We start from the raw sequence: 25,525 nt of genomic DNA, 5'->3' as shown, positions 1-25,525 counted from the left end.
GGTCTGCGCGCATTGCGACCCCGTCAAGGTCCAGCCCGCATCGCAGCTATAGCGGATACTGGCGGGGACGGTCTGGACCATCGAGCAGTTCGTGCCGCCCAGCGTCCAACCAGGTGGGCAGCTATAGACGGTCTGCGACGGCACCGAATTGACGACGACGCCGGTATCGCATGTCGCGTCATAGAAGATCTGGCTTTCATCGGCGGGAAGGGGTTTGCACTCGCCACTACCGCCGCTGATGCTCTCGCCGCCCAGCTGCGTGGAGGGATCATTTTCGATGGCTGACGCATTGGCCGTAACCGCCTTGATCTCCTTAGCTGAGAAGGTGGGGCGGCTTTTGTTGGCGTCGGTCGTGATCTGGTAGACCTCACTCGACCCTTTGAGTGCGGCTGCCTCACTGGCCAGCCTTTCGGGATCGCTGAAATAGTCCGCCTGCGGCAGGTCCGTGCCCTGATAGCCGGGCACGATCGCTGCTTGGCTATCGTCCTTGGGAACCCAGGCTTCATCGCTGCGCATCGCGGTGCCGAGCGTCTTGCCCTCGTCACGCGCTTGCCTGCTGGTCATCTGCGCAGGCGTGGGCACAGCCGCGCCTAACAAGACCAAGGCAAGTAGGGAGGCGAGCCGTTTCATCGCTGGCTACGCTTCATATTGGCCAAGGCGATCGCGGCGACGCGCGCCCCAGGGCCATTGCCATCGACGAAACTGCCCAGCGCATATTGCGCGGTCACATTGCCGGTCATCCGGTCATAGGGCGGAACGGCGCTCACGCAGTGGAAGCCCGAACAGGGATCAAAACCGGATGACACCGCGACATAGGTCGGCACGGCCTGCACGTCGAAGGCGCGGAACAGCCGAGGATCGATGCCGATATTGGCGAGGTCGCTCGCGTCGACGACCTTGGCCAATGCGGTCGAGAAGGTCTTCATGCTATCATTGGGGAAGCCCCGGAACACGACGACGCCCCCGGCCAGGGCTACATCGTGGACCATCTGCTTCAATGACGCAGGCGGCATGGAGAGGCTGGCAAAGGCAATGAACTGCGGCGCTTCACCTGGCTTGCCCTCGAGGTTGGTCACAGCGCCCGAAACGATCGCATCGAAATCGATCGCGCCGTCCGGCCCCTTGGGCAGATCGCTGGAAGCGACCCGGCGCATATTCTCGGTGCCGCCCTGCTGAACAGCCAGAGCCTCATCGCGGAACGCGTCGCCGCGATCCTTGACGTGGTTGACGAAGGCTTCCGCATCGCTTTGGAGTTCGGCGGCGCGCGCCTTGATGGCCTGAACATCGAGGCCGTTGACGGTCTGCGCCAGCAGCGCCGAAATCCCGGCTGTGCCAAGCAGCGCGCCGACGCCGATCCGCGCCCAGGCTACGCTCATTGTGCGCTTCCCTCGCCGCTCGGGCGAACGCTGCTTAAAAGACACAGCAATTCCTCTTCCTCCAAACGAGATAGCCCATATCCTCCCCGCCGGCGGGATAGGCGCGCCCGGCACCAGGGGGCATGGTGGACGTACCGATGGAGGAGCAGGCGTAGCGGCCCGACACCGTCGGCATCGGGTTCACCATCTGGAAGCGATATTGCTGCTTGCGCATGATCGGCATGACATATTTTTCGCACAGGCCCTTTGATCCCATCGTTCCCCATGCGAGCGCCTGACGGTGCATCTTGTAGGCAAAGCGGGAGAGCGCGAGCCGCGAGGACTGAACATGGCCGATCGAGGACGGGATGTTCCCGTTCATGGGGTACATGCTTCCCTGGCAACCCGCGCACCAGAAGAGGGAGTCGATCGGCATGGCGGCAGTCGCGGTCACGCAGTCAGCGGCGCAGGCGGCTTGCGCGATGGGATTGGCGAAGACGATGGCTTCAGGATTGATGAGGCCGGAGAGCGCATCATCCTGCCAGAGCGGATCGACCTCGGTCATATAGGCGATGTCGAAGCTCGCCTGCTCGAAACAGACGAAATCCGTAAGCAGCTCCATCCAGTAGAGCAGGGGATAGACATACCAGTGGACATGCCATTTGGCCGTGTTTTGTGAGCGGCCGCCGACCATCGAGGGGCCCGCCATATAGCCTTGGCCGATGTCGAAGCCCGGGGCGATGCGGATGCCGCCAAGGTTGGGGAAGCACCAAGGCTTCATCGTGACATCGGCGAGCCGCGCAGGTTCCCAGAAGCCAACCGAGATGCCGATGCGCGGAATGGGATCAGCGCAGGCGCAGATCGGGGAGGAGGGGTTGGACGCATCGGGGCGGTTGCCCGGCCAAATCTTCAGCCCCCCGACCGACAGCGGAAAGAGGCAGGACCAGCACACATCGGTGATGGGATTGACGAACTTGCCGTTGCATGTGGGCGCGGCCTGCGCTTCGGGCGATAGGGCAAGGCCCAGCAGGGCGGCCGAGAGGACCAGCATGGCGCGCCGAAGCAGCCGGGTCATTCCGACGGCTCCTTCAGATCAAGAAGGGCGTTGTCCGCGCGCTGCTTCGCCACCCAATAGACCAGGCTCTGGATGAGGGTCAGCACGATCAGCACCGCGGCGAGACCAGGGGCGCCTTGGCCAAGCACCGCTCGCAGCGGCCCAATAAGTCCCACGCTTAGCGCGGTGAAGAGGCAGAGGAGTTGCCAGGCGATCCGCATCCGCTGCAGGCGGCGCGTCTCGGGCGCCGCCATGGGCGTGCGCATCAGGTCGAGCCAGAGCGGCATCAGCTCGCCTGTCGCTTGGACAACAAGATTTCGCTCACGCGCATAAGCTTGCCCGCTGGCTTCACCACCGCCGGGACATGCTCGATCCCGAACTTGTCGCAGAGGCGGCCTTCCTGGTCGAAATAGAAGCGGCGCTGGCGGCGGGTCATTTCCTCGATCGGCGATCCGGCAACGAGGATGATCTTGGCCTGGCTATCGCTGTAGCGGGCTGTCGCCCAATCCAGTTGGGCTATATTGTCACCGTCGATGAACACGAGGTCCTGGCGGATGGTCACGAAATCGAGCGGGTTGATCCGCTGTCCAGCGGCCGCGATCAGCTGGCCCTGCTGATCCCGAATATCCTGCTCCAGCGTGACGGACGGGTCATAGTCCCATGTCCGAGCCCGCTCTGTCGTGGTGATGCCGGCCACCGGATCGAGCCGTCGCACCTTGACCTCTGCGCGCTTGGCAAATTGCGCGTTTATCCGTGCCATCTCCCCTGAAGCCTCCGCTCGCTTCAACCGGGCTTCGATGGTGGCGAGCAGATCGGGCTCGATCACAGGGAAGGTCTGCCCGGCCTGGCCATAATCCTTGGCTTGTCCCCGCATCGGCTCGACCGCGAACAACGCGCCCAGCAGGGCGGTCGCGCCCGTCATTCCCGCCAGCGCCGCTCTCATAGGATCGGCACCCCCGTGCCGATAATCTGACGGGCGCAGACAAAGCCGATCTGCGCATAGCGACTGTCGAACCCGTCCTTGTGCGGCGTACCGACATAATAGCAGCCGGCCGGTACCGGCCCGGTCACGCCGGGGGCCAAAGGCTCGCCCAGCCGCGTCTTCGGCTTCATCCGCGCGACGGGCTTCCCGTTGATGGCGACGGCCGAGCCGTGATGGCTCACCACATCACCGGGGAGGCCATAGACAATCTTGCCAAAAGACTGCGGCCTCGCCCCAAAATGCCGCCGCACCAGCGCGGTCTGCGGGGGTATGAAGAAGATATGGTCGCCTCGCAGCGGGACCTTGGCCTTATGGATGATGAACGCCCAATTTGGCAGGGAGTCCGTCCTGTTGATCAGGAAGGCATGGGCATCGCGCCATTGGCTCATCGTCCTGTAGCCGCAAACCGCCACGAGGCTGAGGCCGATGGCGCCCCACAAATCCCAGCGTGGTCGCCAGCGAGTGGCCCGCGCGTCACTGACCGCTTGTGCCATCAAAGCCTCCATAGGCGGGAGCTGGCGGAGCATCGGCGGGGGAAGAGGTAAAGGGCGACGCGCTCGCGTCGTCCGCCGTCATGGCGATCGGCGCGGACGGGAGAGCCGCGGGGGACGGGATGGCGCTTGGCTGGCGCGACATCGCCTGCATCTGCTGCGCGGAGGCCTGGCGCGGATAGGGAACGCCTGAGGCATAAACCGCCTTCTTGATGCTGTCCGTGATGTCGGGGACATTTTTGCTCAGCACCGCTTCTCCGACCATGACAATCTCGCCTCTGTCGGAGCGGCGCTCAACCTCCTTGTCGAGCGCTGCCATGAACCGCCGCATCTCGCCTTCGACCCGATCGGGCGTCGTGGCGGAGCGGGCCTGCGCTTGCACATAATCGCCGACAATCGCGGACAGGCGCGCAGACACAATATGGTCTTGGGCAGGCGTCAGCAGCGTCTTGGTGACCCACATGCCCCAGACCACTGCAGCCACGATGAGGGCGCCAGCGGCGGACTGGGATCGGGTGAGACCGGCAAAGATTGGCTGGGGGCGCGGCTGTTCGTCGGGGGCGGGCGTAGCTTGAGGAACGGGAATATGGGGCAAGTGGAGTTGGTCTTGCTCAGGCATAGGGATGGCTCCTGCGCGGCGCGCGGCGCGGCATGATCGAATGGCGGCGGAAAAGGAGGAGGCAGACGACCAGGAATAGCTGGACAAGGCCAAAGAGCGCAAAGAAGGCGGCCGCGCGCGCGCGATCGGCAACGATGTAGCGTGAGGTCAGATTATGAAGCTGGTGCATCAGCCCGTCGAAGCTGAAATCCCCGAGCATCAGGAAGAAGAGGACAAGAAGGCCCCAGCTCATGAGCAGCGTGGACGCGGCCATGCTGGTGACATGCAGCAGGCAATAGGCCGCGTGCCGCCAATCAAAGGAGCGAGGCTGTTCGAAGGGTATCGCCATGCCTTCACTCCGCCGCCAGGGCGAATGCCGCCGGGTTGCTGCTCGTCCATCTTTCAGGATTATCGGGATAGGCCATGCGCTCGATCGCTTCCTCCATGGTGAGCCCGCGCTGCATCATCGTCTCGATCGCCGCGAAGGTCTTTGGGCTGGAGGAGAAGAGGGTGGCGGAATAGGGGTCGAGCACCAACCGACCGACTGCCAGCGTGTCCGGTCCCTTGATCATGATGTCGGAATATTCAAAGCCGTTGCGCTTTAAGGAGCGCAGCAAGGCGTCGGTATAATCGTCCATCTCGAAGCGATCATGCTTTTTGAAGTCCGCGATGGTTTCCGGCTTCTGCTGGAGGATCATGAACCAGTCACTATTCTCGAGCGCAGCAATCGAGCCAGCAGACTTATAATAGTCATTGAGCGATTGGGTCGCGGTCACCAGCGAGGCTCCATATTTACGACAGGTGCGCGCATAGGTTTCGATAAAGTCAGCCATCGCGCCCCCGCGCAACATCTGCCAGGCTTCGTCCAGCAACAGCGCCTTAGGCGTTGCGCGATCAACCTTGCGCATCATTTGCTGCGCCATGAACATGATGGCGGTCAGCACCACGCTGCGCAGTTCTTCCCGGGAAGAGAGATCGGAAAGTTCGAACACGGTGAGCTGCGCTGATAGTTCGAACGACGCCTCGCCTTCGAAGAATTTGCCGTATGTCCCTTTCGAAGAGAAGGGCCGCATGGCGATGGCGAGATTGGTGGCAAGCTCAACGCCGGTTCGCTCCAGCGCCGCAATGACGGCGTCGATCGAGCCGCCCCGACCCTCCGCTTCCCACACCTCATTGACCGCGCCGTCGATTAACCCGCGCTCGGTGTCATTGAGCGTGTCGATATGCCGGGCCATCTGGTTTAGGATCGCCTTCAGCATCGCCATGCAATCGAGCAGATAATCCTCGTCCCGCGCAGCGAGCTCGATGTCAATCATGCTGAAGGGGTTAAGGCAAAAGCCCGACGACATCGTGAATTCGACAAAGGCGCCGCCCTGGAGCTTGGCGGAATGCTCAAACGAGCGTCCGTCATCGATCACAACCACGCGCGCGCCCGCGCCGCAGAGCGATGCACACAGCTCTTGTAGCGCGACCGACTTCCCCGACCCCGATTTGCCGAACACCGCGACATTGTGATTGCCGGCGGCATTTTCGAAAGGAGACCAGAAGAAGGGCTGGCCGCGCCTGCCGATCAGCAGCATGTGCGGCACGCTGCCACCCAGATATTCGCCCTGGATCGGCGCGAGGGTCGCGGCGGTGGTGGTGAGCATGGTGCGCATCCGCTTCATGCGGACGAGATCCTTGGCGAGGCCGTTAGCCATGGTCATCGGCATGGCGCAAAGCAGCCCCATGATCTGCAGATAGCGGTCGTCGAGCAGATCCCAGCCGCAAGCGCGGTACACGGATTTCAATACCCGCTCATGGGCATCGCCCTTGCCCTGCGGCGAGAAGGCGGTGACCGAATAGAAGAGTTTAACGAGCTTGCTGCCTTGCTTGAGCTCCTCATTCACGCGAGCCCATTCCTGGCTCTGCTCCTTGAGCTGCGGCAGGAATCGGGCCGACTTGCTGTCAGCAAGGCTGGTGGTGCGCATAAATTTCATGCCGGCCCTGCTGGAGGCGGCTTCAATGTCGGGAAAGTCGATGCACAGGTTCGTGGCGACCGGGCAGGGCATGCGCAGCTTGTCGGTAAACATGTCGCCAATGAGGCGGGTCATGTCCCAGGGCGCCCAGCGCTGCGGCAGGTTGCGGACCGAGAAGGAGCGCACGTCGAACGTGTCGGGATAGATTTCGCCGATTTCGGGCATTCCGTCGATTTCGTTGCCGGTCGGACGGAAGCGCTCGGTCCGCAGCAGGATCTTGTCGGCTTCGATCCGCATTTCGATGTCGCGGCGAATGGCCTGGTCGGCAATGCTGTCATAGGGACTGTAGCTCACCGCATCGTCTCCTGGTGCGGTGGTGGGCGAAGTGATGTCGTCGATCCAGGCGATGAGCTTTACCGGGTCCATCTTGCGGGCGGTGACGTTGATCGAGGCGAGGGCGGAGATCATCCCGTCCATGACGCCGACAATCTCTTCATTCGATACGGTCGAGGACTCTGGCGTCGAATAGGAGATGGCCACGCGGTGATCGCGCAGGTAAAAGGGCGCATCGCCTGAAAGCGAGGTCCACACGCCCTGCGTCAGATGCTCGACCCGATGCTTGGCCATGCGCTCATAGACCCCGCGGGCGAGATAGCGCGGGACATTCCATTTCGAGAGATGCTCGCCCACGCGTGGGCTCATCCATTGGTGAAACTGGAGGCACCCAGGGGTTGGAATGCCCTCGGAGATGAACTGCGCGAGGATTTCGCCGGTGCGTTCATCCGCGCCTACCATCGGCGCAACTTCGAGTACGAAGCCGCGCGAGGCGCTGTTGTAGAAGATGCCCGTCTTGGGGTCATAGCTGCGATAGGGAAGCCAATGGGCGAGCATCGGCACGCCGATGTCGGGCCGATCAGCGTCGGGTTGGTCGGCATCGCCCAGGACATTGGCCATCAGGCGCTGGAGGAAACGGGCCATTACTGATCCTCTGCAACAGTTGCGGGGAACGAGGCGGCGCGCACCGTCGGGCCAACGACGGGCGTTGCAGGCCCGGGAGCGTCGGTGGACGGGGCCTGACTGCTCGCAGCCGGCGCGGCGATGTTGGTCGCGGCAGCAGCACGCGGCGATGGTTTCAGTCGCTGCGACACATCCGCCTTGATAGCGGCCACCGGATCCGCATTGCGCGCTCTGGCCGCTGCGACAATGGCGGGATCGGGGAGGTTGGGGTCAACTTCGAGAGGCGCAGCCTCCTTGCTGGACATCGCTTCAGCGAGGCTCGGCATTTCTGCAACGGTCATGGCATTGCGCGCTGGCGCCGCGCTCTCGTCGGTCCAGGTCAGCCACTCACCCTGCGAGATGACGGCATGGACAGCGCTGGCTTCATGCAGCCGCCCATGCTGATCGACATAAGCGGGGAATACGATCCGCAGAACGCGTTCGTTTGACCGCCCCGGTGTCGCATTGATTGGGCCGCGAACGGGTAGGACCGCAGCGAGGCGCGGCGGCCGTGGCTTGACCTCGTCGCGATAGGGGGCGGCGGGCGCGGGCATGACCGATGGATCATCGCTGATCAGTGCGAGGGCGCGGTCGTCGATCACGGCACTGGGCGCGCAGATGCCATCGGGAGCCTGGCAGGCGAAGCTGCCCTTGATGTTTCCGCCCAGGCCCACGCAGCCGGACAGCGCGGCGATAGCGAGCAGGCTGGCAAGGGCCTGCGCCCCGCCAAGCGGCCGAGCCGTTGTGAGCCGCATCATGACCGGCCTTCCTTCAGCCATTTTTCGAGGAACTGCTTGGGTCGATAGCCTTCCAGCACAGCGCCATCGCTTCGCACGATCACCGGCGTGCCATTGAGGCCATGTTTGCGGGCAAAGGCTTCATTGGCATCGAGCCCGCTGGTATTGCAGGCGGGACCGGTCTTGATCGGCTCGCCGGCATAGGCAGCGTGCAAGGCTTCTTCCTTGTTGCGCGCGCAATAGACACGGTCGGAGAGATCGCGGCTGCCAAGCGATGAGATCGGTCGTTCGATCACCCGGACGTTCATGGAGCGCAGGACGGATGACAGGGCGCGGCAATAGCTGCACCGGAAATCTGAAAAGACCGTCACCGCAGGCGCCGTCGCTTTGCCCCAGATAATCGCACCGTCCTTGGGCAGTTTGGCCAGCGACAGGAAGCGCGGGGTGTCCGGCACGACATTGTCGCTGCGCGCTGCGCCGGCTGCGGCCTTTTGCACTTCGCCGCTGGTTGCCGCTGCATTGGCGGATGCCGCTGCGCCAACCAGCATGTCCGGGTTCATCTCCAGCAGGCGCGCTGCCGTGACGTCCTGCCGCGTTTCCATGTCATAGACCCGGCCGATGATGAGATAGCGCGCCGACCTGTCGACATAAAAGAGGTTGGAACCGGCGGTGATTTCGCACAGGCCCTTGACCTTGTCGCAGTTGACGTCGCTCACCTGGGTCTTGGGCAGGCGGGCCTTCAGCAGGGCGCCAACTGCACTATTGTCGTTGCTGACATCAGCGGCGAGTGCGAGGCTGGCAAGGCCGACGCAGGCAGTGGCAGCGATGACAACGCGCGAGGGACGGACAAGCCCGCCGATGCGGCGGGCCAGTTTAGTTGCGGACATACACACCCTCCAGGAAGACGATCTCGACATCGATGCCGGTCGGCATCTCGATCACCGGCTGATATTGCTCGGCGCGCTCGATCAGATATTTGGACACCATGTCACCGGTCTGGGCGACGCCCTCGCCAATGCCGCCCTCGAGGATATCGCCGCTCGAGAGCTTCGCCCGCTTGCCGTCGGTGGCGATATTGGTGCCCTGAAAGATGCTGTTGGTGTTGGCAGAGAAGCCCCGACCAAAGCCGCCCATCATGCCGGCGAGAAACGCCTGGGTGACGAGGGAGCCTTCGCGGGACACCACGCGGCCGCGCACGCCGGTTTTGCCGGCAAAGGCGATGAAGCCCTTGACCTCTGACACCGCATAGCGCCCGCCGGGCTGCGGGCAGGTCATCTTCTGGAGCTTCACATAGACCTTCTCGCTGGAGAGATCGCCGCGCGCAGCGCCATTGACGAGGCAGCCCTCGATCTTGGTCGTGAGGAGCTTGCCATTGGCGAAGACCGAGCGGGCAGGGCCTGTGACGCGTAGCACCACCGGCAGCGGGTCAGTCTGGCTGTTCACCCCGGCGCTGGCATCCACGCCGACGATCACGCGCGCACGGGCAAAGCTGTTGGGTGGCAGATAATTGGGGCTGTCGGTATAGACGGTGTTGCCCCGCTCGACCTTGGAGGCAGTGCCGCTGTCGCCGCCGGCGAAGCTCACCATCTTGACTTCATTGGAACGGGCGAGCGCCAAGGCTCCGCCTTTAACGTCAGGACTATCGGGGCGCTGATAGGCTTGGGTGCCGCCCGGACCATAGAGCGCGGAGGGCCCCGCTACCGGAGCCGGTGCAGGGCGGCCCTGCGAGAGCTGGCGCTTAAGCTGATCATTCTCCGCCTGATAGGCAGAGAGCACGCGCTGCCCATCTGCCTGCATGGCTTGGTTCTGGCCTTTGAGGGCCTCGACCTGCGCGGTCAGCGAATCCATCCGTTCCTGCTGGCCGCTAACGGCCCTGAGCTGGTTTTCCTGCGCCTGGAACTGGTTCTCCGACATCGCCATCCACTCCTGTTGGGAAAGATTGCGGTTCACGAGATCCTTGGTGGACACATCCACGTCGGTGACGCCGTCGGTTTCGACATCGTTGGTTTTCTTGTCGTCGTTGAAGATCCAGAAGCAGGAGGCGATAAGGCCGACGCCGGCGACGCCGGCGAGTAGCGTCATCTGCTTGCGGCGTACTTCCTCATTGCCGTTGAGGTCCGCGGCGACGGGCGAAACACCATCACTCGCCATGTTGATGGATTTCGCTTTACGCGAGAACAGATCGGCCAGGGCCATTATTGCCTCCCATTGTGCGATACGAGATAGGCCGTGGTGACCTTGCCCGGGCCGAGCTTGGGCTCAGCGATCGAGACGGCGAGCGCGCTCGCTGGCGCAACCGTCGCTTCATTAAGTTCGATGTGTGCGGCGCCCTTATTCTCGATGCGCAACACCTTGCCGGTCAGGTCGGCGCCTCGATATTCCGCGATCATCTGCACCTTGAGGCCACCGACATAAACGGGGCGCAGCGAACGCTGGACCATGTCGTACCCTGCAGTCGCTCCGCCGGCATACATGGCCTGCATCAGCTGGACGGCGGCCTCCTGGGGATCGGGCGCGGCGTTGCTGGACGCGCTTTCGGCCGCTTTCTCCCGCGCAATCGCGGGATTGGAGACAAAGACCTGCACGGCTTGCTCGCCGCCGATCCGGCAAGCGAACTTATAGACATAGCCGCGCTTGCTGGTCCCGAAAAAGGAAAGCATCGGCCGCTTGAACCCGTCAGGCACGGAGAGATAAATGTCGCCGCGGACCGGTTCATTGACCACAGAAAAATCGTCGGAAGTGTTGCCGGTCGAGATTTTCGAGACGCTGGCAAATTCATCCTCGACGAGGCTGATGCGAGTGAGGTCCTTGGCCGAAGCCTGGCAATCCACCTGCGCGCTGTCGGCGGCGATGATATTCTGGTCGGCCCATGCGGGCGTTGTTACCAGCGCTGCCGCGAGCAAAAGCAGCGACGCGCCGAGCGTCCGGTTGCCAATGCACTGGCGCGAGAGAAATGCAGCGCCGGTAGCAGCGCTGCCAATGGCATAATAAGCCATCATCAATCCTTGCCTTCTGATTTTTCCACGACGCCAAAGCCGATCAGCTTCAAGCTCAGCCCAGAATATTCCCAGTCGTAGCGGAAGGTGCGCGGCTGTCTGGAGACCACTTTGCTGCCGACGATGGTCGTGAGACACCTGTAACTTCCGAGTGGAGACCGGCGGGGTCGAGCTTCATTGACTGAATGGTGAAGAATTGAGCGATGGAGGAACCGCGCTGTTCTTCCACGATCTTGAGGAGATCGGCCTTGATCTTGCCGTGGACGCGCGGGGCTGTGATATCGAGCACCGCATTCATCCAATAGTCGAGATTTTGCGGGCTACGATCCAGCGTCAGCACCACGACATCGCGCGTAATCATCTCAAGATACTCGCGGCTGACGCCGGCGCTGCTCACCGTTACCGGCGAACGCAGCACGGGCTGCAGCACGACCTCACGGTCGCGCGACATGCTGATGAAGACGAGCAGAAGCGCAAAACCTCCAAGAATAAGGCTGACGGCTGCCAGAAGATTGCGCTGGCGCAGGATGCGCTGCGCTTGGGCATGCTGAAATGAAAGGTCCATGTCACCCTGCCATCAGGCGGAGATAGGAAGGTGGTGTGGCCTTCAGCCCGGTAAGTCCGGACGGAAGATGCCAATAGGCCAGGTGCAACAGCCACGAGGCGGTGCGGCCTGCCTTAGCCTTTCGTAATCCCCACCAGCCAGCGCCGCCAGACGCTATGCCAATGATGATGTGCTGAGACAGGATCCCCCAGATGAAGGGAGCCACCATCGCCAGGAACTCATCTACTGTCCACAATCCAATCAGTTCAGGATCGTCTAGATGAGAAGGTATGACATATTTGTCCTGGGCCATAACACCACCCCCATGGCAGTGCCGGTGCTGCTATTGCCGGCCCTGCCAAAATGCGTCAGATCGTCGCGGTCACCGTCGAGGTGACGATCGGGATGCCGGTTCCGGCGCCCACGCCCACGCCCACGGGGATGGCAACCTGCCCGAGGCTGAAGCGGCCGCTGGCCAAGCCGACGATGCCGCCGGCCAGAGACAGGACGGTGATGATCTTGCCACCCGAGCCTTCTAGAAAGCCGGTGAACTGATTGAGGGCGGTATCAAAAGTGGCGTCAGCGCCGGCAAAGGCAGGGGAGGCCATGGCCGCAATGCCAATAACGCAGGTGGCCATGCCAAGCGCTGCGACTTCGCTCTTTCGAGCGAATTTCTTGAGAGACTGCATAAGCAATTTCCTTATTGAAGGACGGCACATCATTCGTGCCGAGAAGGAGATTGCGGCGGTCGGATTTCATTCGCCAAGGGAAAGCCCACCCGATAGATGGAGGATCGAGAAAAAACTCTGTTCAGGCGGCCTTAAGTCGTCATGCGTCCTTGTAGCCGGGACAGCTTGTCCCGAGGGTTAAGACGGCTGTCCCGGCGACCGGGACCGCTTGTCCGAGCATTCGGGACCGAATATCAGAGTTGTGCGGGGCGATGTAATGCCGAGCCGAATCGGCCCGGAGACACACGCTCGCATGGTGTTGAAACAATAGACTATAATATCGCTCATGGATGTAGGGACTGAGAATGACATCGGGTAAAGTCGCGTTGAAGTTCGAGATCTCAGTTCCCCTTCATGGACTTGCTCTCGCAAGCTTCAAGCTCTACTCGTCGGAAACAAAAAAGGAGGATCCAGTCACCTCAATCATCACCAATCGACTTCATAATCATGACCGCGCGATCACGCAGACTTCGGCAACTGACCTGCGGGATTATCTCGTCGTCGCCAGTGGTGACGCAACCTTGCCGGTGCGGCTCGATCTGCCCGAGGCGGATCACGAAACATTCCAGCGGCACAAGACAATCATCGCCGAGCATCTGGGCCAGGATATCAGCGAGGCTCAGGCCGTCACAGTGATGCTGATCGACTATGTAATTGAGCACGCCGCGGTGTCTTTGGTTGACGCGATGGAAACCAAATAGTGACATCAAATCAACTTCATATTGACCTAGAATCAACAGCTTATTGCAGGAATGGGGTCTTGCCACGGGCCCAATGATATGCTTTGCGAGTTGCGATCAGTTCGCAACAGGGGCATAGTGATGGACGCTAGTGTACGGGATGAGGGCCAACATTCTGCGGTTTTCGCCGAAATGGACCGCTACATTCCAGTGATTCACGGCATGCTGGACGAGCGGAAAATGACGCTGCGGGATCTTGCGATCCGCTCCCAAATCTCCAAGAGCCGTCTCGGCATCATCCTGCATCGGCAGCCGGCGAAGCGCGTCATCATGCAGCTACCGGAATTCATCGGCATCCTGCGCGCCTTGGGTTTTGAAATGATCCATGCGTGGGCCGGCGCCAAGAAGCGGGAAACCGCAGACATGACGCACGATAAGAGCTTTGACGCCTTCTATGCGTTTCTGATGGAGTTCAATGCGACCTTCCCGGAGATGATGCTGAATACGCCCGAACTGGAAGGCGTGGAGTTCCGAAGGGAATGGTCGCGGCCGTTGGCCGAACTGCTGATCAAGCGGGTGCTCGCCGAGCTAGACCGGCGCCGCCGCATCCGCGATGAATTTGCGCTCGGGGAAGACTGACGCCCGCTTCAGAAGGTTGAAACCGCGACGCTACGGCTGACCCTCGCTCCTGAAGTGCGCGACAATATCGGCTGCGCCTGGACTGGTCCGCTCAGCCTCTGCCAGAAATCAAGGATGCTGGCGACATAGCCGCGCGTTTCGCGGAATGGAGGTATTCGGCCATTCTGGACGTTTCCTGGACCTGCATTATAGGCCGCTAGCGCGAGATCATAGCGGCCGAACTGAGCGAGGTGACTGCGCAAATATCTGGCGCCGCCGCGGAGATTATCGATCACATCAAACCGGTTGACGCCGAGCATTGCGGCGGTACCCGGCATGAGTTGCGCGAGGCCGAACGCGCGCTTGGGGGAAAGCGCGAGCGGATTGTAGCGGCTCTCCTGGATGATCATGGCGTCGAAGAGGCCGATCGGAAGGCCATGTTCGCAGGCGATCCTGCTCATGAGCGCAAAATAGCTCTGGCGTCTGCTTTCTGCGTCGGGAGTGAGGAAGCCGGTTGGACGGTACCCCCGCGGGTGACAGCCCGACATATAGCTTGGTAAATTGGCCGAGGGGAGGGGAGAACCGCCGCGCATCCAGGCAGGGATGACGAGACCGTCCGTCTCAGACACGGCGGTGGTGACTGCAACGGGCAGCTCGTCAGGCTCAGCAAGACTGCTTGCCATTTGGAACTCTACCCAACGGCGGCTGAGGTCATGAACGCGGAATGCCATAGCACTGGACGCGATCTTGGGCTCGGCGGCTGCGCGGTGCGGGCTTTCAGCCTGAGCAGCCGAGCTTGGCTGCTCAGCGGCGTTTGGCGCGCTGCCCGTCAGATCAATCAGCTGCACTGCGCGAGCCGAATTGTCTCGCGCGAGCGTGGGCGTGCTAGCGACTGCCGCGATCGCCGCGCCCAACGCCATTATCCGGTGCATGATGTGTCTCCCTGCATTCAGGCTAGAAACCGAGAACAAGAGAGCGAGCTTGTCAACTGCACGCTTGTTCGCCGCGGAGGGCCGTCACCGCAATAACGAACGGATTTGAAGTGCTGGTCGATGATGCATCGGGGGGGTTTATGCCCGCCAAATTTAAGCCTCAGCGCGGCATGCTCCCCAAGGATCGCGATAAGCGGCTGTGCGGCAAATGATCGGCCACGGAGCCTATAAGGGTGATCCGGACAGGCCAGGCGAAAAAAAAGGGCCGATCGAACGACCAGCCCACTAAGTCTTAGGAGAGGATGCCTGAAAGGCAGGCCTCCTTTCGCATCGCACCTTGCCTTCGACAACTGCGAACGGCGACAGGGCGATTGCAGAAAGTGCAATCAGCGCCCTCGCGCAGCTACTGGCACCGACCAACTGAATGCCAGAAGTGTCACTTTACCTGCTTAGAAAAAGTGACACCCGGATCGAAGATAGTGCGCCGCCGCGTCCGGCGGCGCTCCTTTCTCAGCCGTTCAGCTGGTCCTTGACAGCCTTGGCAGGCGTGAACGTCAGCTTCTTTGACGCTGCAATCTGGATCGTTTGCCCATTGGCAGGATTGCGGCCTTCACGAGCAGGGCTATCCTTCACCTTGAACTTGCCAAAGCCATTCAAGCTCACCTCATTGCCGTTGGCAGCGGCGGTAGCAATGGCATTGAACACCGCGTCGACATAGCTGCGGGCGTCGGCTTTGCTAAGGCCATGCTCGGTCGCGATGGCTTCGGCGAGAGCGCTATTGTTCATGAAGATCTCCGAAAAAATGGAGCGCCATATCTATCGGCTTTTCCACTTCGGGCAACGAGATTTGCCAGGCGAGAGAGCCCTGCGCCTCACGGTAAAGTGACACGTGTGTTTTTTGTCGTTTGCCACGGGTACGGGGGATTCACATGCGGGCAGCTTGTGCTAGATTCCTGATATGTTCCAGCAGGCCGATCTTTTCGCACCCTATGAAGCAGCGTCCACCTTGGGTTCGCTGCCTGATCTCATCGAACGTATTTCGCAGGTTTCCAAGCGACCCCGTTATGCGTTCATGGTGCTGAACCTCATCTACAAGGCCGTAGGCCAGGGTGACAGCGTTGGACCTTATGTCCGCTATGGCGGCGCCCTTCTTCCGGTACGCGATTGGCTCTGCGAGGCGTTGATTCCGCTGGCGCAGCGTGACGGTCGGCGGCGCACACTTATTGAAGCGGTGCGCGCGGACCTGGTCGCCAAAGGTCAACTGCCGGAGGATCCTGCTGCCGCGGAGATCGTGCTCGCTGATGAGGTGAAAGCGCGGATCTTGCGGTCCGGACGGACAAGCATCAGCCGCGCCGCGTCGGACCTGGTGCGGGCGGGTTTGCTGCGGCGCCACTATAAGGGGTATCGTGTCGATCACGCGAACCGCGGCGCGCAGCGGGAGGCGGTCTACACGATCACGCCGGAGGCGAGGAGAGCTTTAGGCCGCGTGCACTAGAGTGAGCCCCGTCGGATCGGCACGCTTCAATCATCCGGTGGAATATAATCCGGCCAAAAGCCGCAATCCGGGTCGGCGTTGCTGTCATGCAACTCGTCTTCTGTCATGACTGGTTCAGGTGGCCGCGGCGGTAGGGTGGGGGTGCCGCCATCGAGATGCACCCGAATGATTGCGCCGTCCTTCGTGGCAGCCTGGAAAATGGCGCGGACATCCTGACCTTGACCAATTTTGGAGCCAATCCAGCCGCACCGTTCAGCCGATAGATAACCGATCTGCAATCCGCGGAATGAGAACACCGCAACGGCGGAGCTGTCGGCCTTGTTGTTGGGCTCCCGCACCAGCGAAATAGCATCACCGGGATTGAGCATCCGGATTTCGAACTGCCGGTTCGTGCCGTCCAGGTTGGGGTGCAGTGCGCCGACAACTGCAAGACTGAGTTCTTGTGGCATCGCATCCGCTTAACGGAAAGGCCGCTGCGGTGTCCAGAGAGGCTGGGAGAGCGATGCGACCATCAGATTGGCCGTCAGGCAATCGTCCCCAAAAAGGATGTGCAGCCCCACTCGATGGCAGGGGTGCACATCCTTCGATCAGTTAGTTGTCGGCTCGGGCACCTTTGCATTCACATTTGCAGCGGCGGCCGTGATATTGGTTTTCGACGATTTGGGCTTGTCGGCGGCCTTGACCTTGGGCGCAGGCATTGCCTTCGCGGCGCTTGCCTTGGGCTTGGCGGTCTTGCTCCCGCCGCTCATCACAGTGTCCGGGCTCTCCGCTTTCTCAATAGGCGGAGTGGGAGATTTTTCTTCCTTGGAAAATGCAATGGAAAGGCGCTTGCGGGGGGCGGCCTTGGCGGCTGCAGGCACCTTTACTTCGCCCTTTTCAGCCGATGCAGCGGGCGCCTTGGGCTTTGCGGCCTTGGCAGGTGCTTTGCTGGCAGCGTTTTTGCTCTCGGCAGCAGCCGGTGCCTCCACAGCCGGGACATTGGTGGGAACAGAAGCGGCGGCCGGCTTCCTGCCAAGACCAAGCCTCTCCGCTACAGCGCGACGCGCATCCGAATAGCTCGCGGCCACCAGCGGGTAGGACTTGGGCAGCTTGTAGCGTTCGCGATATTGTTCTGGCGTCAGCCCATGCGTGGCAAGATGCCGCTTCAGCGTCTTATAGGGCTTGCCATCAATGAGACTGATGACGTGATCTGGTGAGGACAAGCTCTTGCGGACGGAAACTGCTGGCACAAATTCCTGTGCTGGCGCTTCGTTGGCCGCAGGCGAGAGGTCTTCTGTCAACGCGGCTCGCGTGGTCTTGATCAGCTCAGCAAGACTTTCGCTGGAAACCGTGTTGTTGGATACGAATGCGCTCAGAAGTTGAACGGTAAGCGCGGTGATGTCGGACGTGCTTTCGTCTGCCATGAGGATCGACCCGTTGATCAGTGAGAATGCCCCCTTTAAACATATTTGTAGACATGTAAATGTTGCGTTGTTGATGTGACGCTCTGTCCAATGCAGAAGATAGACAGTGTCAATCAACCAGGTGCCATGATCAGAGCGGCTGGCGGCGAGATCTACAGCGAGATCAATCCAGCAGCCCTCGGAACGAAAGTTATGCCTGCACTCAGCAAACTTCGCTTTCCACTTCGTAATGTTGCGACGTTCACAGCAATTGTTGCCGGTCAAAAAGGGCATGGGCTGCTGAGGCTCGATCAGTTTGCCCCACCCACCTCGCTTACGACGCACGCCTCATAGGGGGCGGGAAAATCCTGAACTACCGGTCGGGGAGGGGGCCCTCGGATTTGTCATCGGGATCGGCCTCTACCAATAAGAGGAACGGCTGAACTTTCAGCCCCTTTGCTTGCGCCGGTCTGCCCGAGGTCACCGAGAAGGTGAGTCCGATGCGCACGCACTCACCAACCAGTGAACGTCAATCCTCCGGAGCGATAGTCACCCGCAGACCATCAAGGGCCTCGCTAAACGGCAGCTGGCAGGAGAGACGAGACGTTGCTGTTCTATGATCCGAACTATCCAGCAGATCGCCCTCGTCGTCGGTCATCGGGGGCAGCTTTTCGAACCAATCTTCGTCAACATGAACATGGCACGTCGCACAGGAACAACAGCCTCCGCAGAGCGCCAGCACTTCATCGATCCCAGCATCGCGGATGGCTTCCATGACCGAAACCTCCCGTGACTCCACAATCAAAGTCTCTTCGCCGCTCCGGGTTGTGACAATGAGTCGAGGCATTTTGCGTCACCCACTGATGGTCATCTCAGGTCTGATTAGCCAGCGGCGGTTTCAGACTCCGTGCCCAGTGCTCGATCGATGTTGTCGAAAAGTATATGCAGATCAGCGTGCCCCGCATTTTCAGCGTGAATGCGAACTGCCGACGCAAGCTTATGAAGGTGATGCTTCGTCGCATCATCAAGCTGGCCCACATCGTCCAGCCGCTTGATGAGTACGCCAACCATCATAAGGGCCAGCATTGCGATATGATCGGTTTGGCTCTCGACTTGCATACCGCGCTCCTCTTGTGAGTCGAGGGCTTATCATCTGCCTAGGAGCATGCGTTTACAAGCGCGGCATCGTCACCGCCCTATGAAAGAAAGGCAGGGGTTCATCCGCAACAAGCCCCATTTTGACCGGCACGAATGCAAAGCCTCCGATCTAGACAGACACTCGGCGCTTTCGAGTTGAGCGTTTGGACTTGCTATTTGCGAGCGGAGCGCCTCCAGGAGCCAGATCTGCGGCCGGCTCAGACTTTGGCATGATCCTGGCGACGCCCGCCTCATATTTCAGGTTGTGGACGGATATCGCCGTTTCGACCCGCTGCACGCCTGGCAGATTGCGGATCTGTGTTTTCACGAGATGGTCAAGCTGCTCGATATTGGTGAACAGACCCATCGCCAGAAGGTTGAAGCGACCCAGTAGCAACACGACGCAATTGATCTCGGGAATTCGCCTCAACTGCTCTGCTAAGGTTCTCACACAGGAGGGATCGGCATCGATGCCCATCATGCAAAGATTGGGAGAGCCTGCCATGCGGAATCCGTCACAACCGTGAACTGGATCAATCCGTCTTTCTGAAGCCGTTTGATCCGCTGCCGGACGGTGCCTTCGGTAATGCCGACCTCTTTTGCGATCGAACGGTTAGAAATGCGCGCATCGTGCGACAATCTCTGCACAATTTCTTGGTCGATGGGGTCAAGCTTGTGCTGGGTCATGCCCTCGGGATAGCGCAGCGCAGACCCTGCTGGAAGCGCAACTTGGATGGGGAAGGGCATGGACCCGCTGCGCAGTCAGCGGGCTCGGTCAGCGCCGCTTTAGCGTGCCTTCACGAACTCGAGCGTTCCACGCGCTTGCAACTCGGCCTGGCTGAGCCATGGACGACGTTTGAGCTTGGCACCGCCCAACCGGCGCCCATCGATCTTCACCGGCACCTCCGGTTCCGGGAACAGATGCGTGGGCTGGTCCCATCGTTTCAACTTTGGAACCGACGAGCTGTGTCTCGTTCAGGCACTCTGAGAAAGCCATTGGATCGAAGGATCAACCTGCGCTGAACATGTCGGCGCTTCGCTTCCTTCGGGAAGGATTAATATAGATCTGTTACAAATGGTTGTGCCTATTCAGTGTAACCCGGTGTTAAAAATCGTTTCTCCTAATTCAGCGACAGGCAAGCACTGGAAATTTGAATTTCAAGCGAAGTAGGCAAATAGGTGAAAGCCATTGTTCCACATCTACCTTAATCATGAGGATTGAGAAAGCACCTCTGCTGCGCGTTCACGAATCAGGTTGGATATCGCCGAAATACGCGCAAGTTTTTTTAGATTGCTATGGGTGACAAGCCAAAAGCTGCGTGTTATCTTGACTTCTTCGGCCAAAATCTTCACAAGCTGATCCTCTTTGCTGATCATGAAGTCGGGCAACACGCCAATGCCTGCGCCATCGACGACAAGCCGCCGCTGAATGCCGATGCTACTGGAGCGCAACGAGGCTTCAAGGCCGGTATGGACCTCGTCAAGATAGTCGAGCTCCGGGGAAAAGAGAAATTCGGGCACATAGCCGACCAGCGCATGCTCGCTAAGCGCCGGACGCGTGCGGGGTAACCCGCGCCGTGCCAAATAGTTCTGTGAGGCGTAGAGATGGAGGTGATAGTCAGCGAGCCGCTGCACGTGCAGGTCGCCTCGCTGCGGCCGCGCGAGCATCACCGCCATGTCGGCTTCGCGCTTGGACGGGTTCAAAAAGCCCGACGCCGTGATGATATCCAGCCTTATGCCCGGATGCTCCGCATGAAAGGCCGGCAGGGCAGGGGCGAGTATCCAAGTGCCGAACCCTTCCGCCACCGAAAGGCGCACATGACCATGGAGGCTGTGTCTTTCACCTTTGACTTCCGCCAGCGCAGTGAGCGCTGCACCCTCTACGCTCTCGGCCTGCGCAAGCAGGGCCAATCCTCGTTGCGTCAGGATGCGGTCCGCGCCAACCTGCTCGAACAATTGCGCGTCGAGCGCCGCGGATAGGCGACTGAGCCTGCGGGCGATGGTGGTCGCATCAATTCCCAACAGGCGCGAAGCAGGCGCCACCCTTTTCATCCGAGCGACGGCCAGGAACGGGCGGAGATCATCCCAATCAAACATTTCTAGCCTCTGCAAACTTGCAGAGCGGCTCTGCATAAATGAGGCGTTGAATGCAATATCGCTTTCGATCATGGTCGCGCAAATTGGCTGGAGTGATGTTCTGATGCGCGAGATTACCCACAAGCTGGCCTTTGCCCATGACGGCAAAGCTCAGCGCTATAGCGATGTGTTCGACCCGAACAATGGCGGCGTTCAGGCTCGTGTGGCGCTCGGTGATGCTGCGCTGCTCGATCGCGCGGTCGAAGCTGCCAAGAAGGCGCAGCCGGCCTGGGCGATGACGAATCCGCAGCGTCGGGCTCGGATCATGTTCAACTTCAAGACGCTAGTCGAGAAGAACATGGAGGAGTTGGCGCATCTGCTCAGCTCGGAACATGGCAAGGTGGTCGCCGATGCCAAGGGTGACATCCAGCGTGGGCTGGAAGTCATCGAATTCTGCTGCGGCATCCCGCATGTGCTGAAGGGGGAATATACGCAGGGCGCCGGCCCCGGCATCGACGTTTACAGTTTCCGTCAGCCGATAGGCATTGGCGCCGGCATCACGCCCTTCAACTTCCCTGGCATGATTCCGCTGTGGATGTCGGGGGTCGCGATCGCGACCGGCAATGCTTTCATCATGAAGCCTTCCGAACGTGACCCGTCCGTTCCGGTCCGCCTTGCCGAGCTGTTCCTCGAAGCGGGTCTGCCTGAGGGCATCCTTCAGGTGGTCCAGGGCGACAAGGAAATGGTGGACGCCATTCTCGACCATCCCGACATTGGCGCGATCAGCTTCGTCGGTTCATCCGACATCGCTCATTATGTCTACAAACGCGGCGTCGACAACGGAAAGCGCGTGCAGGCCATGGGTGGCGCCAAAAATCACGGCATCGTCATGCCCGACGCCGATCTCGATCAGGTCGTCAATGACCTTTCGGGCGCTGCCTTTGGCTCGGCCGGCGAACGCTGCATGGCCCTGCCCGTCGTCGTGCCGGTTGGTGAAAAGACCGCCCTTGCCCTGCGCGAAAAGCTGATCCCGGCGATCGAGGGGTTGCGCGTGGGCGTCTCCACTGACCCGGATGCCCATTATGGCCCGGTCGTCACCGCCGCGCACAAGGCGAAGATCGAAAGCTATATCCAGATGGGCGTCGATGAAGGCGCGGAGCTGGTGGTCGACGGGCGCGGCTTTAAGCTGCAGGGGCATGAGGAAGGCTTCTTCGTCGGCCCTACGCTGTTCGACCATGTGAAGCCCACCATGCGCACCTACAAGGAAGAGATTTTCGGTCCGGTCCTGCAGATGGTCCGTGCAGAGAATTTCGAAGAGGCGCTCGCCCTCCCCAGCCAGCATCAATATGGCAATGGCGTTGCGATCTTCACGCGCAACGGCCACGCCGCGCGCGAATTCGCCGCCCGCGTGAATGTCGGCATGGTCGGCATCAACGTCCCGATCCCGGTGCCGGTCGCCTATCACACCTTCGGCGGCTGGAAGCGTTCGGCCTTTGGCGACACCAACCAGCACGGCATGGAAGGCGTCAAATTCTGGACGAAGGTCAAGACCGTGACGCAGCGCTGGCCCGATGGCGGTGCGAGCGGAGACAGCGCCTTCGTCATTCCGACGATGGGGTGACCGATTTGCGAGGGGTGCAGACCTCGCAGACGTCGGCGTATCCGATGAGAGTGCCCCGGCAAGTCCCGGGGTGCGGGCATTGGTCTCCCACATGCGCGCACTCCCAAGGAGCAGCAAATGTCTCAGTTTGACCTTACCGACGATCAGCGCGAAATCCAGGATCTGGCGCGCCGCTTTACCGCCGATGCGATCACCCCCTATGCTGCGGAATGGGACGAAAAGCATATTTTCCCGCGCGACACGATCCGCGCCGGGGCGGAACTGGGCTTTGGCGCCATCTATGTTTCCGAATCGTCCGGCGGCATCGGCCTCGGGCGGCTGGAGGCGGCGCTGATCATGGAGGCGATGGCCTATGGCTGCCCCTCCACCAGCGCCTTCATCTCCATCCACAATATGGCCGCCTGGATGATCGACCGTTTCGGCAGCCAGGAAGTAAGGGACAAATATCTTCCCTCCATGGTGCCGATGGATCGGCTCGGCAGCTACTGCCTGACCGAGGTCGGTTCAGGGTCGGACGCGGCGGCGCTCAAGACCAAGGCCGTGCGCGAAGGCGATCATTATGTCGTCACCGGCTCCAAGCAGTTCATATCAGGCGGCGGCGAGAACGAAATCTATGTCGTCATGGTCCGCACCGGCGAGGATGGCCCGAAAGGAATCAGCTGCCTCGTCATTGAGAAGGACATGCCCGGCGTCAGCTTCGGCGCGCAGGAGCGGAAACTTGGCTGGCATTCGCAGCCGACGGCTCAGGTCAATTTCGACGGAGTGCGGGTGCCGGTCGAGAATCTCGTGGGCGGGGAGGGGGACGGCTTTCGCATCGCGATGATGGGCCTGGATGGCGGGCGGCTCAACATCGGCGCCTGCTCGTTGGGCGGCGCGCAGCGCTGCATCGACGAAGCCGTGCAATATACCAAGGATCGTAAGCAGTTCGGCCAGAGCATCGCCGACTTCCAGAACACGCAGTTCACGCTGGCGGACATGCAGACGGAGTTGGAGGCCGCGCGGACGCTGCTCTATGCCGCCGCAGTCAAGGTGACGGAGAATGCGCCCGATAAGACGCGCTTTGCCGCCATGGCTAAGCGCTTCGCTACCGACACCGGCTCTTCGGTGGTTGACCGTGCGCTGCAACTCCACGGCGGCTATGGCTATCTCATGGACTATCCGATCGAGCGCTTCTGGCGCGACCTGCGCGTCCATTCGATCCTGGAAGGCACCAACCAGGTCATGCGCATGATCGTCGCGCGCGACATGCTGCGGCAGTAAGCCCGCGACGTTACCCGCAGCCCATGGAGTATCGATGACAGACGAAGTTCTTCTTTCCGTCGACAATGGCGTTGGACGCATTCGGCTCAACCGGCCCAAGGCGATCCATGCGCTGACGACCGGCATGTGCATTGCGATCAATGACGCGCTGCTGGCGTGGCGACAAGACGAGTCCGTGGTCGCGGTGATGATCGACCATGCGGAGGGCAGGGGCTTTTGCGCTGGCGGCGACATCGCGCTGCTTGCGAACAGCGCGAAGGCCGACTGCGCGGAAGCCGAGCATTTCTTCTTCGTCGAGTATAGGATGAACCATCTGCTGTTCGTCTATGAAAAGCCGGTCATCGCCTTCATCGACGGCATCGTCATGGGCGGTGGCGTCGGCATTTCGTTGCCGGCCCGCTACCGCGTCGCGACCGAGCGCACCAGCTTTGCCATGCCGGAAACCGGCATCGGTCTGTTCCCGGACGTGGGGGGCGGCTGGTTCCTGCCGCGCTTGCCGGGCCGCACGGGCGCCTGGCTGGCTACCACGGGTTCGCGGATCAAGGGCGCGGACGCCGCGGCCATGGGGCTCGCCACCCACTATATGGCGTCTGAGAAGTTGGAAGCGGTCAAGTCTCGCATCTTTGCCGATCCAGCGGCGACGGGGCAGATATTGGACGAAATGGCCGACCCCGCGCCTGCATCGCAATGGCAGGCCGACCGTGTCGATATCGACCGCCTGTTTGCGTCCGACCGTTATGAAGAGATACTCGCCGTGCTGGAAGCGGACGTGTCGGATTTCGCACGGGCGCAGCTTGCAACCCTTGCCACCAAGTCGCCCCAGACCGTCAAGGTCGCCCTGCGCCAGCTCAAGGAAGGCGCTGCCTTTACCGACTTTGCCGATAATATGCGCAATGAATATCGGATCGCTTACCATGTGATCCGGCGGCCCGACTTTGTGGAAGGGGTGCGCGCGGTGATCTTTGATAAGGACAATGCGCCCAGGTGGAACCCGGCGACGCCGGAAGAGGTGAGCGACGCGCTGATCGACAGCCTGTTCGCGCCCTTGTCGCCGGAAAGAGAATGGACGCCGCTGCCGTTGAAGGGAGTTTGAAGACATGGCTTATGAAACGATCCTGGTGGAACAGCGCGATGCTGTCACGCTCATCACCATCAACCGTCCCCAGGCGCTGAACGCACTCAATACGCAGGTTCTGAAGGATCTGTCCGTCGCCTTTGCCGCCTATGACGCTGATCCTTCGCAGCGCTGCGCCGTGTTGACAGGCAGCGGCGAAAAGGCCTTTGCGGCGGGCGCCGACATCAAGGAAATGGCGGACAAGCCCGCCGCCGACTTCTTCCTGGAGGATTTTTTCGCTGGCTGGCAGTCCCATGTGGTCGCCACGCGCAAACCCTGGATTGCAGCCGTCAACGGCTTTGCCCTGGGCGGTGGATGCGAGCTGGCGATGATGGCCGACTTCATCATTGCTTCGGAAAATGCGAAGTTCGGCCAGCCCGAGATCAAGCTCGGCGTGGCGCCGGGCATGGGCGGGTCGCAGCGGCTGACGCGCGCGATCGGCAAGGCCAAGGCAATGGAAATGTGCCTGACCGGCCGGATGATGAGCGCCGAGGAGGCGGAGCGTTCCAGCCTGGTCGCACGCGTCGTTCCCGCGGCCGATCTGCTGGAGGACGCGCTCAAGACCGCTGCAGCCATCGGGGCGATGCCGCCGATGGCTGCAATGGTGAACAAGGAAATGGTCAACCTCGCCTTTGAGACTGGGCTGGCGCAGGGCATCGTGACCGAGCGGCGCCTGTTCCAGATCCTAACAGCGACCGAAGATAAGAAAGAGGGCATGGCGGCCTTTGTCGAGAAGCGCCAGGCCGAGTGGAAGGGCCGCTAAGCGACCGC

The 25,525-nt window shown here is 61.1% G+C and carries 30 protein-coding genes and 1 pseudogene; 7 read left to right on the top strand and 24 right to left on the bottom strand.

What is annotated here, in order from left to right; all coding sequences use genetic code 11:
- Positions 1-626: 626 nt before the first annotated feature.
- The 15 genes and pseudogenes from trbC to K663_RS20195 all read right to left on the bottom strand — a co-directional run bounded on the left by trbC (position 627) and on the right by K663_RS20195 (position 12,349).
- Entirely contained in the window at positions 627-1,376 is a 750-nt protein-coding gene (gene trbC, locus K663_RS20265) for a type-F conjugative transfer system pilin assembly protein TrbC (protein ID WP_062121743.1), read from the bottom strand.
- A 34-nt stretch (positions 1,377-1,410) separates the two neighbouring features.
- On the bottom strand, positions 1,411-2,430 hold the full coding sequence (traU, locus tag K663_RS20260; protein ID WP_062121742.1) for a conjugal transfer pilus assembly protein TraU: 1,020 nt from the start codon (positions 2,428-2,430) through the stop codon (positions 1,411-1,413).
- Positions 2,427-2,696, bottom strand: a complete 270-nt coding sequence (locus tag K663_RS20255; RefSeq protein ID WP_062121741.1) for a hypothetical protein — start codon at positions 2,694-2,696, stop codon at positions 2,427-2,429. Before K663_RS20255 ends, traU begins: the two co-directional genes overlap by 4 nt.
- A complete protein-coding gene (gene traW, locus K663_RS20250; protein WP_062121740.1) occupies positions 2,696-3,352 on the bottom strand; it encodes a type-F conjugative transfer system protein TraW in 657 nt (218 codons plus the stop codon). The genes K663_RS20255 and traW overlap by 1 nt, the downstream gene beginning before the upstream one ends.
- Positions 3,349-3,885: a S26 family signal peptidase gene (locus K663_RS20245; RefSeq protein ID WP_062121739.1), complete on the bottom strand. Its 537-nt coding sequence runs from the start codon at positions 3,883-3,885 to the stop codon at positions 3,349-3,351. The genes traW and K663_RS20245 overlap by 4 nt, the downstream gene beginning before the upstream one ends.
- Positions 3,866-4,501, bottom strand: a complete 636-nt coding sequence (locus K663_RS20240) for a type-F conjugative transfer system protein TrbI (protein WP_062121738.1) — start codon at positions 4,499-4,501, stop codon at positions 3,866-3,868. Before K663_RS20240 ends, K663_RS20245 begins: the two co-directional genes overlap by 20 nt.
- Complete coding sequence (locus tag K663_RS20235) at positions 4,494-4,829, bottom strand: hypothetical protein (protein WP_062121737.1); 336 nt, start codon at positions 4,827-4,829, stop codon at positions 4,494-4,496. Before K663_RS20235 ends, K663_RS20240 begins: the two co-directional genes overlap by 8 nt.
- A 4-nt stretch (positions 4,830-4,833) precedes the next feature.
- Positions 4,834-7,416 (bottom strand): type IV secretion system protein TraC, encoded by a 2,583-nt coding sequence (gene traC / locus K663_RS20230; protein ID WP_062121736.1) that lies wholly within the window; start codon positions 7,414-7,416, stop codon positions 4,834-4,836.
- Complete coding sequence (locus K663_RS20225) at positions 7,416-8,192, bottom strand: TraV family lipoprotein (RefSeq protein ID WP_235589611.1); 777 nt, start codon at positions 8,190-8,192, stop codon at positions 7,416-7,418. Before K663_RS20225 ends, traC begins: the two co-directional genes overlap by 1 nt.
- Positions 8,189-9,058, bottom strand: a complete 870-nt coding sequence (locus K663_RS20220; protein ID WP_062121734.1) for a DsbC family protein — start codon at positions 9,056-9,058, stop codon at positions 8,189-8,191. The genes K663_RS20225 and K663_RS20220 overlap by 4 nt, the downstream gene beginning before the upstream one ends.
- Positions 9,045-10,367, bottom strand: a complete 1,323-nt coding sequence (locus tag K663_RS20215; RefSeq protein ID WP_062121733.1) for a TraB/VirB10 family protein — start codon at positions 10,365-10,367, stop codon at positions 9,045-9,047. The genes K663_RS20220 and K663_RS20215 overlap by 14 nt, the downstream gene beginning before the upstream one ends.
- Positions 10,367-11,170: a type-F conjugative transfer system secretin TraK gene (locus tag K663_RS20210; protein ID WP_062121732.1), complete on the bottom strand. Its 804-nt coding sequence runs from the start codon at positions 11,168-11,170 to the stop codon at positions 10,367-10,369. The genes K663_RS20215 and K663_RS20210 overlap by 1 nt, the downstream gene beginning before the upstream one ends.
- Positions 11,170-11,732: pseudogene (locus K663_RS20205) on the bottom strand (type IV conjugative transfer system protein TraE). Before K663_RS20205 ends, K663_RS20210 begins: the two are co-directional and overlap by 1 nt.
- 1 nt (position 11,733) lies before the next feature.
- Positions 11,734-12,024 (bottom strand): type IV conjugative transfer system protein TraL, encoded by a 291-nt coding sequence (gene traL, locus K663_RS20200; protein WP_062121731.1) that lies wholly within the window; start codon positions 12,022-12,024, stop codon positions 11,734-11,736.
- Between the two features lie 55 nt (positions 12,025-12,079).
- Entirely contained in the window at positions 12,080-12,349 is a 270-nt protein-coding gene (locus tag K663_RS20195) for a hypothetical protein (RefSeq protein WP_443019038.1), read from the bottom strand.
- 395 nt (positions 12,350-12,744) lie between these two features.
- Between K663_RS20195 and K663_RS20190 the strand changes: the two genes are divergently transcribed.
- Together K663_RS20190 and K663_RS20185 are read left to right on the top strand one after the other, a co-directional pair.
- Complete coding sequence (locus tag K663_RS20190; protein ID WP_062121729.1) at positions 12,745-13,140, top strand: hypothetical protein; 396 nt, start codon at positions 12,745-12,747, stop codon at positions 13,138-13,140.
- Positions 13,141-13,311: 171 nt separating this feature from the next.
- Positions 13,312-13,758, top strand: a complete 447-nt coding sequence (locus K663_RS20185) for a hypothetical protein (protein ID WP_062121728.1) — start codon at positions 13,312-13,314, stop codon at positions 13,756-13,758.
- Positions 13,759-13,766: 8 nt separating this feature from the next.
- On the opposite strand, the gene K663_RS24060 is transcribed toward K663_RS20185, so the two are convergent.
- On the bottom strand, positions 13,767-14,669 hold the full coding sequence (locus K663_RS24060) for a lytic transglycosylase domain-containing protein (RefSeq protein ID WP_235589610.1): 903 nt from the start codon (positions 14,667-14,669) through the stop codon (positions 13,767-13,769).
- A gap of 510 nt (positions 14,670-15,179) precedes the next feature.
- Positions 15,180-15,455 carry an HU family DNA-binding protein gene (locus K663_RS20175; RefSeq protein ID WP_062121727.1) on the bottom strand — a complete coding sequence of 92 codons (276 nt, stop codon included), beginning with the start codon at positions 15,453-15,455 and terminating at the stop codon, positions 15,180-15,182.
- 172 nt (positions 15,456-15,627) lie between these two features.
- Between K663_RS20175 and K663_RS20170 the strand changes: the two genes are divergently transcribed.
- Positions 15,628-16,164 carry a hypothetical protein gene (locus tag K663_RS20170; protein ID WP_062121726.1) on the top strand — a complete coding sequence of 179 codons (537 nt, stop codon included), beginning with the start codon at positions 15,628-15,630 and terminating at the stop codon, positions 16,162-16,164.
- Positions 16,165-16,190: 26 nt separating this feature from the next.
- Here K663_RS20170 and K663_RS20165 read toward each other — a convergent pair whose 3' ends face one another.
- The 7 genes from K663_RS20165 to K663_RS20135 all read right to left on the bottom strand — a co-directional run bounded on the left by K663_RS20165 (position 16,191) and on the right by K663_RS20135 (position 20,780).
- Positions 16,191-16,613 (bottom strand): HIRAN domain-containing protein, encoded by a 423-nt coding sequence (locus tag K663_RS20165; RefSeq protein WP_062121725.1) that lies wholly within the window; start codon positions 16,611-16,613, stop codon positions 16,191-16,193.
- A 138-nt stretch (positions 16,614-16,751) separates the two neighbouring features.
- Positions 16,752-17,840 carry a MucR family transcriptional regulator gene (locus tag K663_RS20160; protein ID WP_235589609.1) on the bottom strand — a complete coding sequence of 363 codons (1,089 nt, stop codon included), beginning with the start codon at positions 17,838-17,840 and terminating at the stop codon, positions 16,752-16,754.
- Positions 17,841-18,075: 235 nt separating this feature from the next.
- A complete protein-coding gene (locus K663_RS20155; RefSeq protein ID WP_062121723.1) occupies positions 18,076-18,393 on the bottom strand; it encodes a 2Fe-2S iron-sulfur cluster-binding protein in 318 nt (105 codons plus the stop codon).
- A 35-nt stretch (positions 18,394-18,428) separates the two neighbouring features.
- On the bottom strand, positions 18,429-18,665 hold the full coding sequence (locus K663_RS20150) for a hypothetical protein (protein WP_062121722.1): 237 nt from the start codon (positions 18,663-18,665) through the stop codon (positions 18,429-18,431).
- Between the two features lie 148 nt (positions 18,666-18,813).
- The gene (locus tag K663_RS20145) at positions 18,814-19,188 is read right to left on the bottom strand and encodes an Lrp/AsnC family transcriptional regulator (RefSeq protein ID WP_083536052.1); all 375 of its coding nucleotides are present in this window, start codon (positions 19,186-19,188) and stop codon (positions 18,814-18,816) included.
- A complete protein-coding gene (locus tag K663_RS20140) occupies positions 19,161-19,430 on the bottom strand; it encodes an Lrp/AsnC family transcriptional regulator (RefSeq protein WP_083536051.1) in 270 nt (89 codons plus the stop codon). Before K663_RS20140 ends, K663_RS20145 begins: the two co-directional genes overlap by 28 nt.
- A gap of 462 nt (positions 19,431-19,892) precedes the next feature.
- Complete coding sequence (locus K663_RS20135) at positions 19,893-20,780, bottom strand: LysR family transcriptional regulator (protein WP_062121813.1); 888 nt, start codon at positions 20,778-20,780, stop codon at positions 19,893-19,895.
- 103 nt (positions 20,781-20,883) lie between these two features.
- Here K663_RS20135 and K663_RS20130 point away from each other — a divergent pair, with 103 nt between their 5' ends.
- From K663_RS20130 to K663_RS20115, 4 genes are all read left to right on the top strand, one after another.
- Positions 20,884-22,380, top strand: coding sequence for a CoA-acylating methylmalonate-semialdehyde dehydrogenase (locus K663_RS20130; RefSeq protein ID WP_062121812.1), 1,497 nt, complete (start codon positions 20,884-20,886; stop codon positions 22,378-22,380).
- A 117-nt stretch (positions 22,381-22,497) separates the two neighbouring features.
- Positions 22,498-23,640, top strand: coding sequence for an acyl-CoA dehydrogenase family protein (locus K663_RS20125; RefSeq protein WP_062121719.1), 1,143 nt, complete (start codon positions 22,498-22,500; stop codon positions 23,638-23,640).
- A 34-nt stretch (positions 23,641-23,674) separates the two neighbouring features.
- Positions 23,675-24,733, top strand: a complete 1,059-nt coding sequence (locus K663_RS20120; RefSeq protein ID WP_062121718.1) for an enoyl-CoA hydratase/isomerase family protein — start codon at positions 23,675-23,677, stop codon at positions 24,731-24,733.
- A 4-nt stretch (positions 24,734-24,737) separates the two neighbouring features.
- Entirely contained in the window at positions 24,738-25,517 is a 780-nt protein-coding gene (locus K663_RS20115) for an enoyl-CoA hydratase-related protein (RefSeq protein ID WP_062121717.1), read from the top strand.
- The last annotated feature ends 8 nt before the right edge of the window (positions 25,518-25,525 follow it).

The organism is Sphingobium sp. MI1205 (assembly GCF_001563285.1).
Classification (GTDB): Bacteria; Pseudomonadota; Alphaproteobacteria; order Sphingomonadales; family Sphingomonadaceae; genus Sphingobium.
The sequence above is the reverse complement of the archived record's forward strand: the minus strand, read 5'-3'. Positions and strand labels throughout refer to the sequence as shown.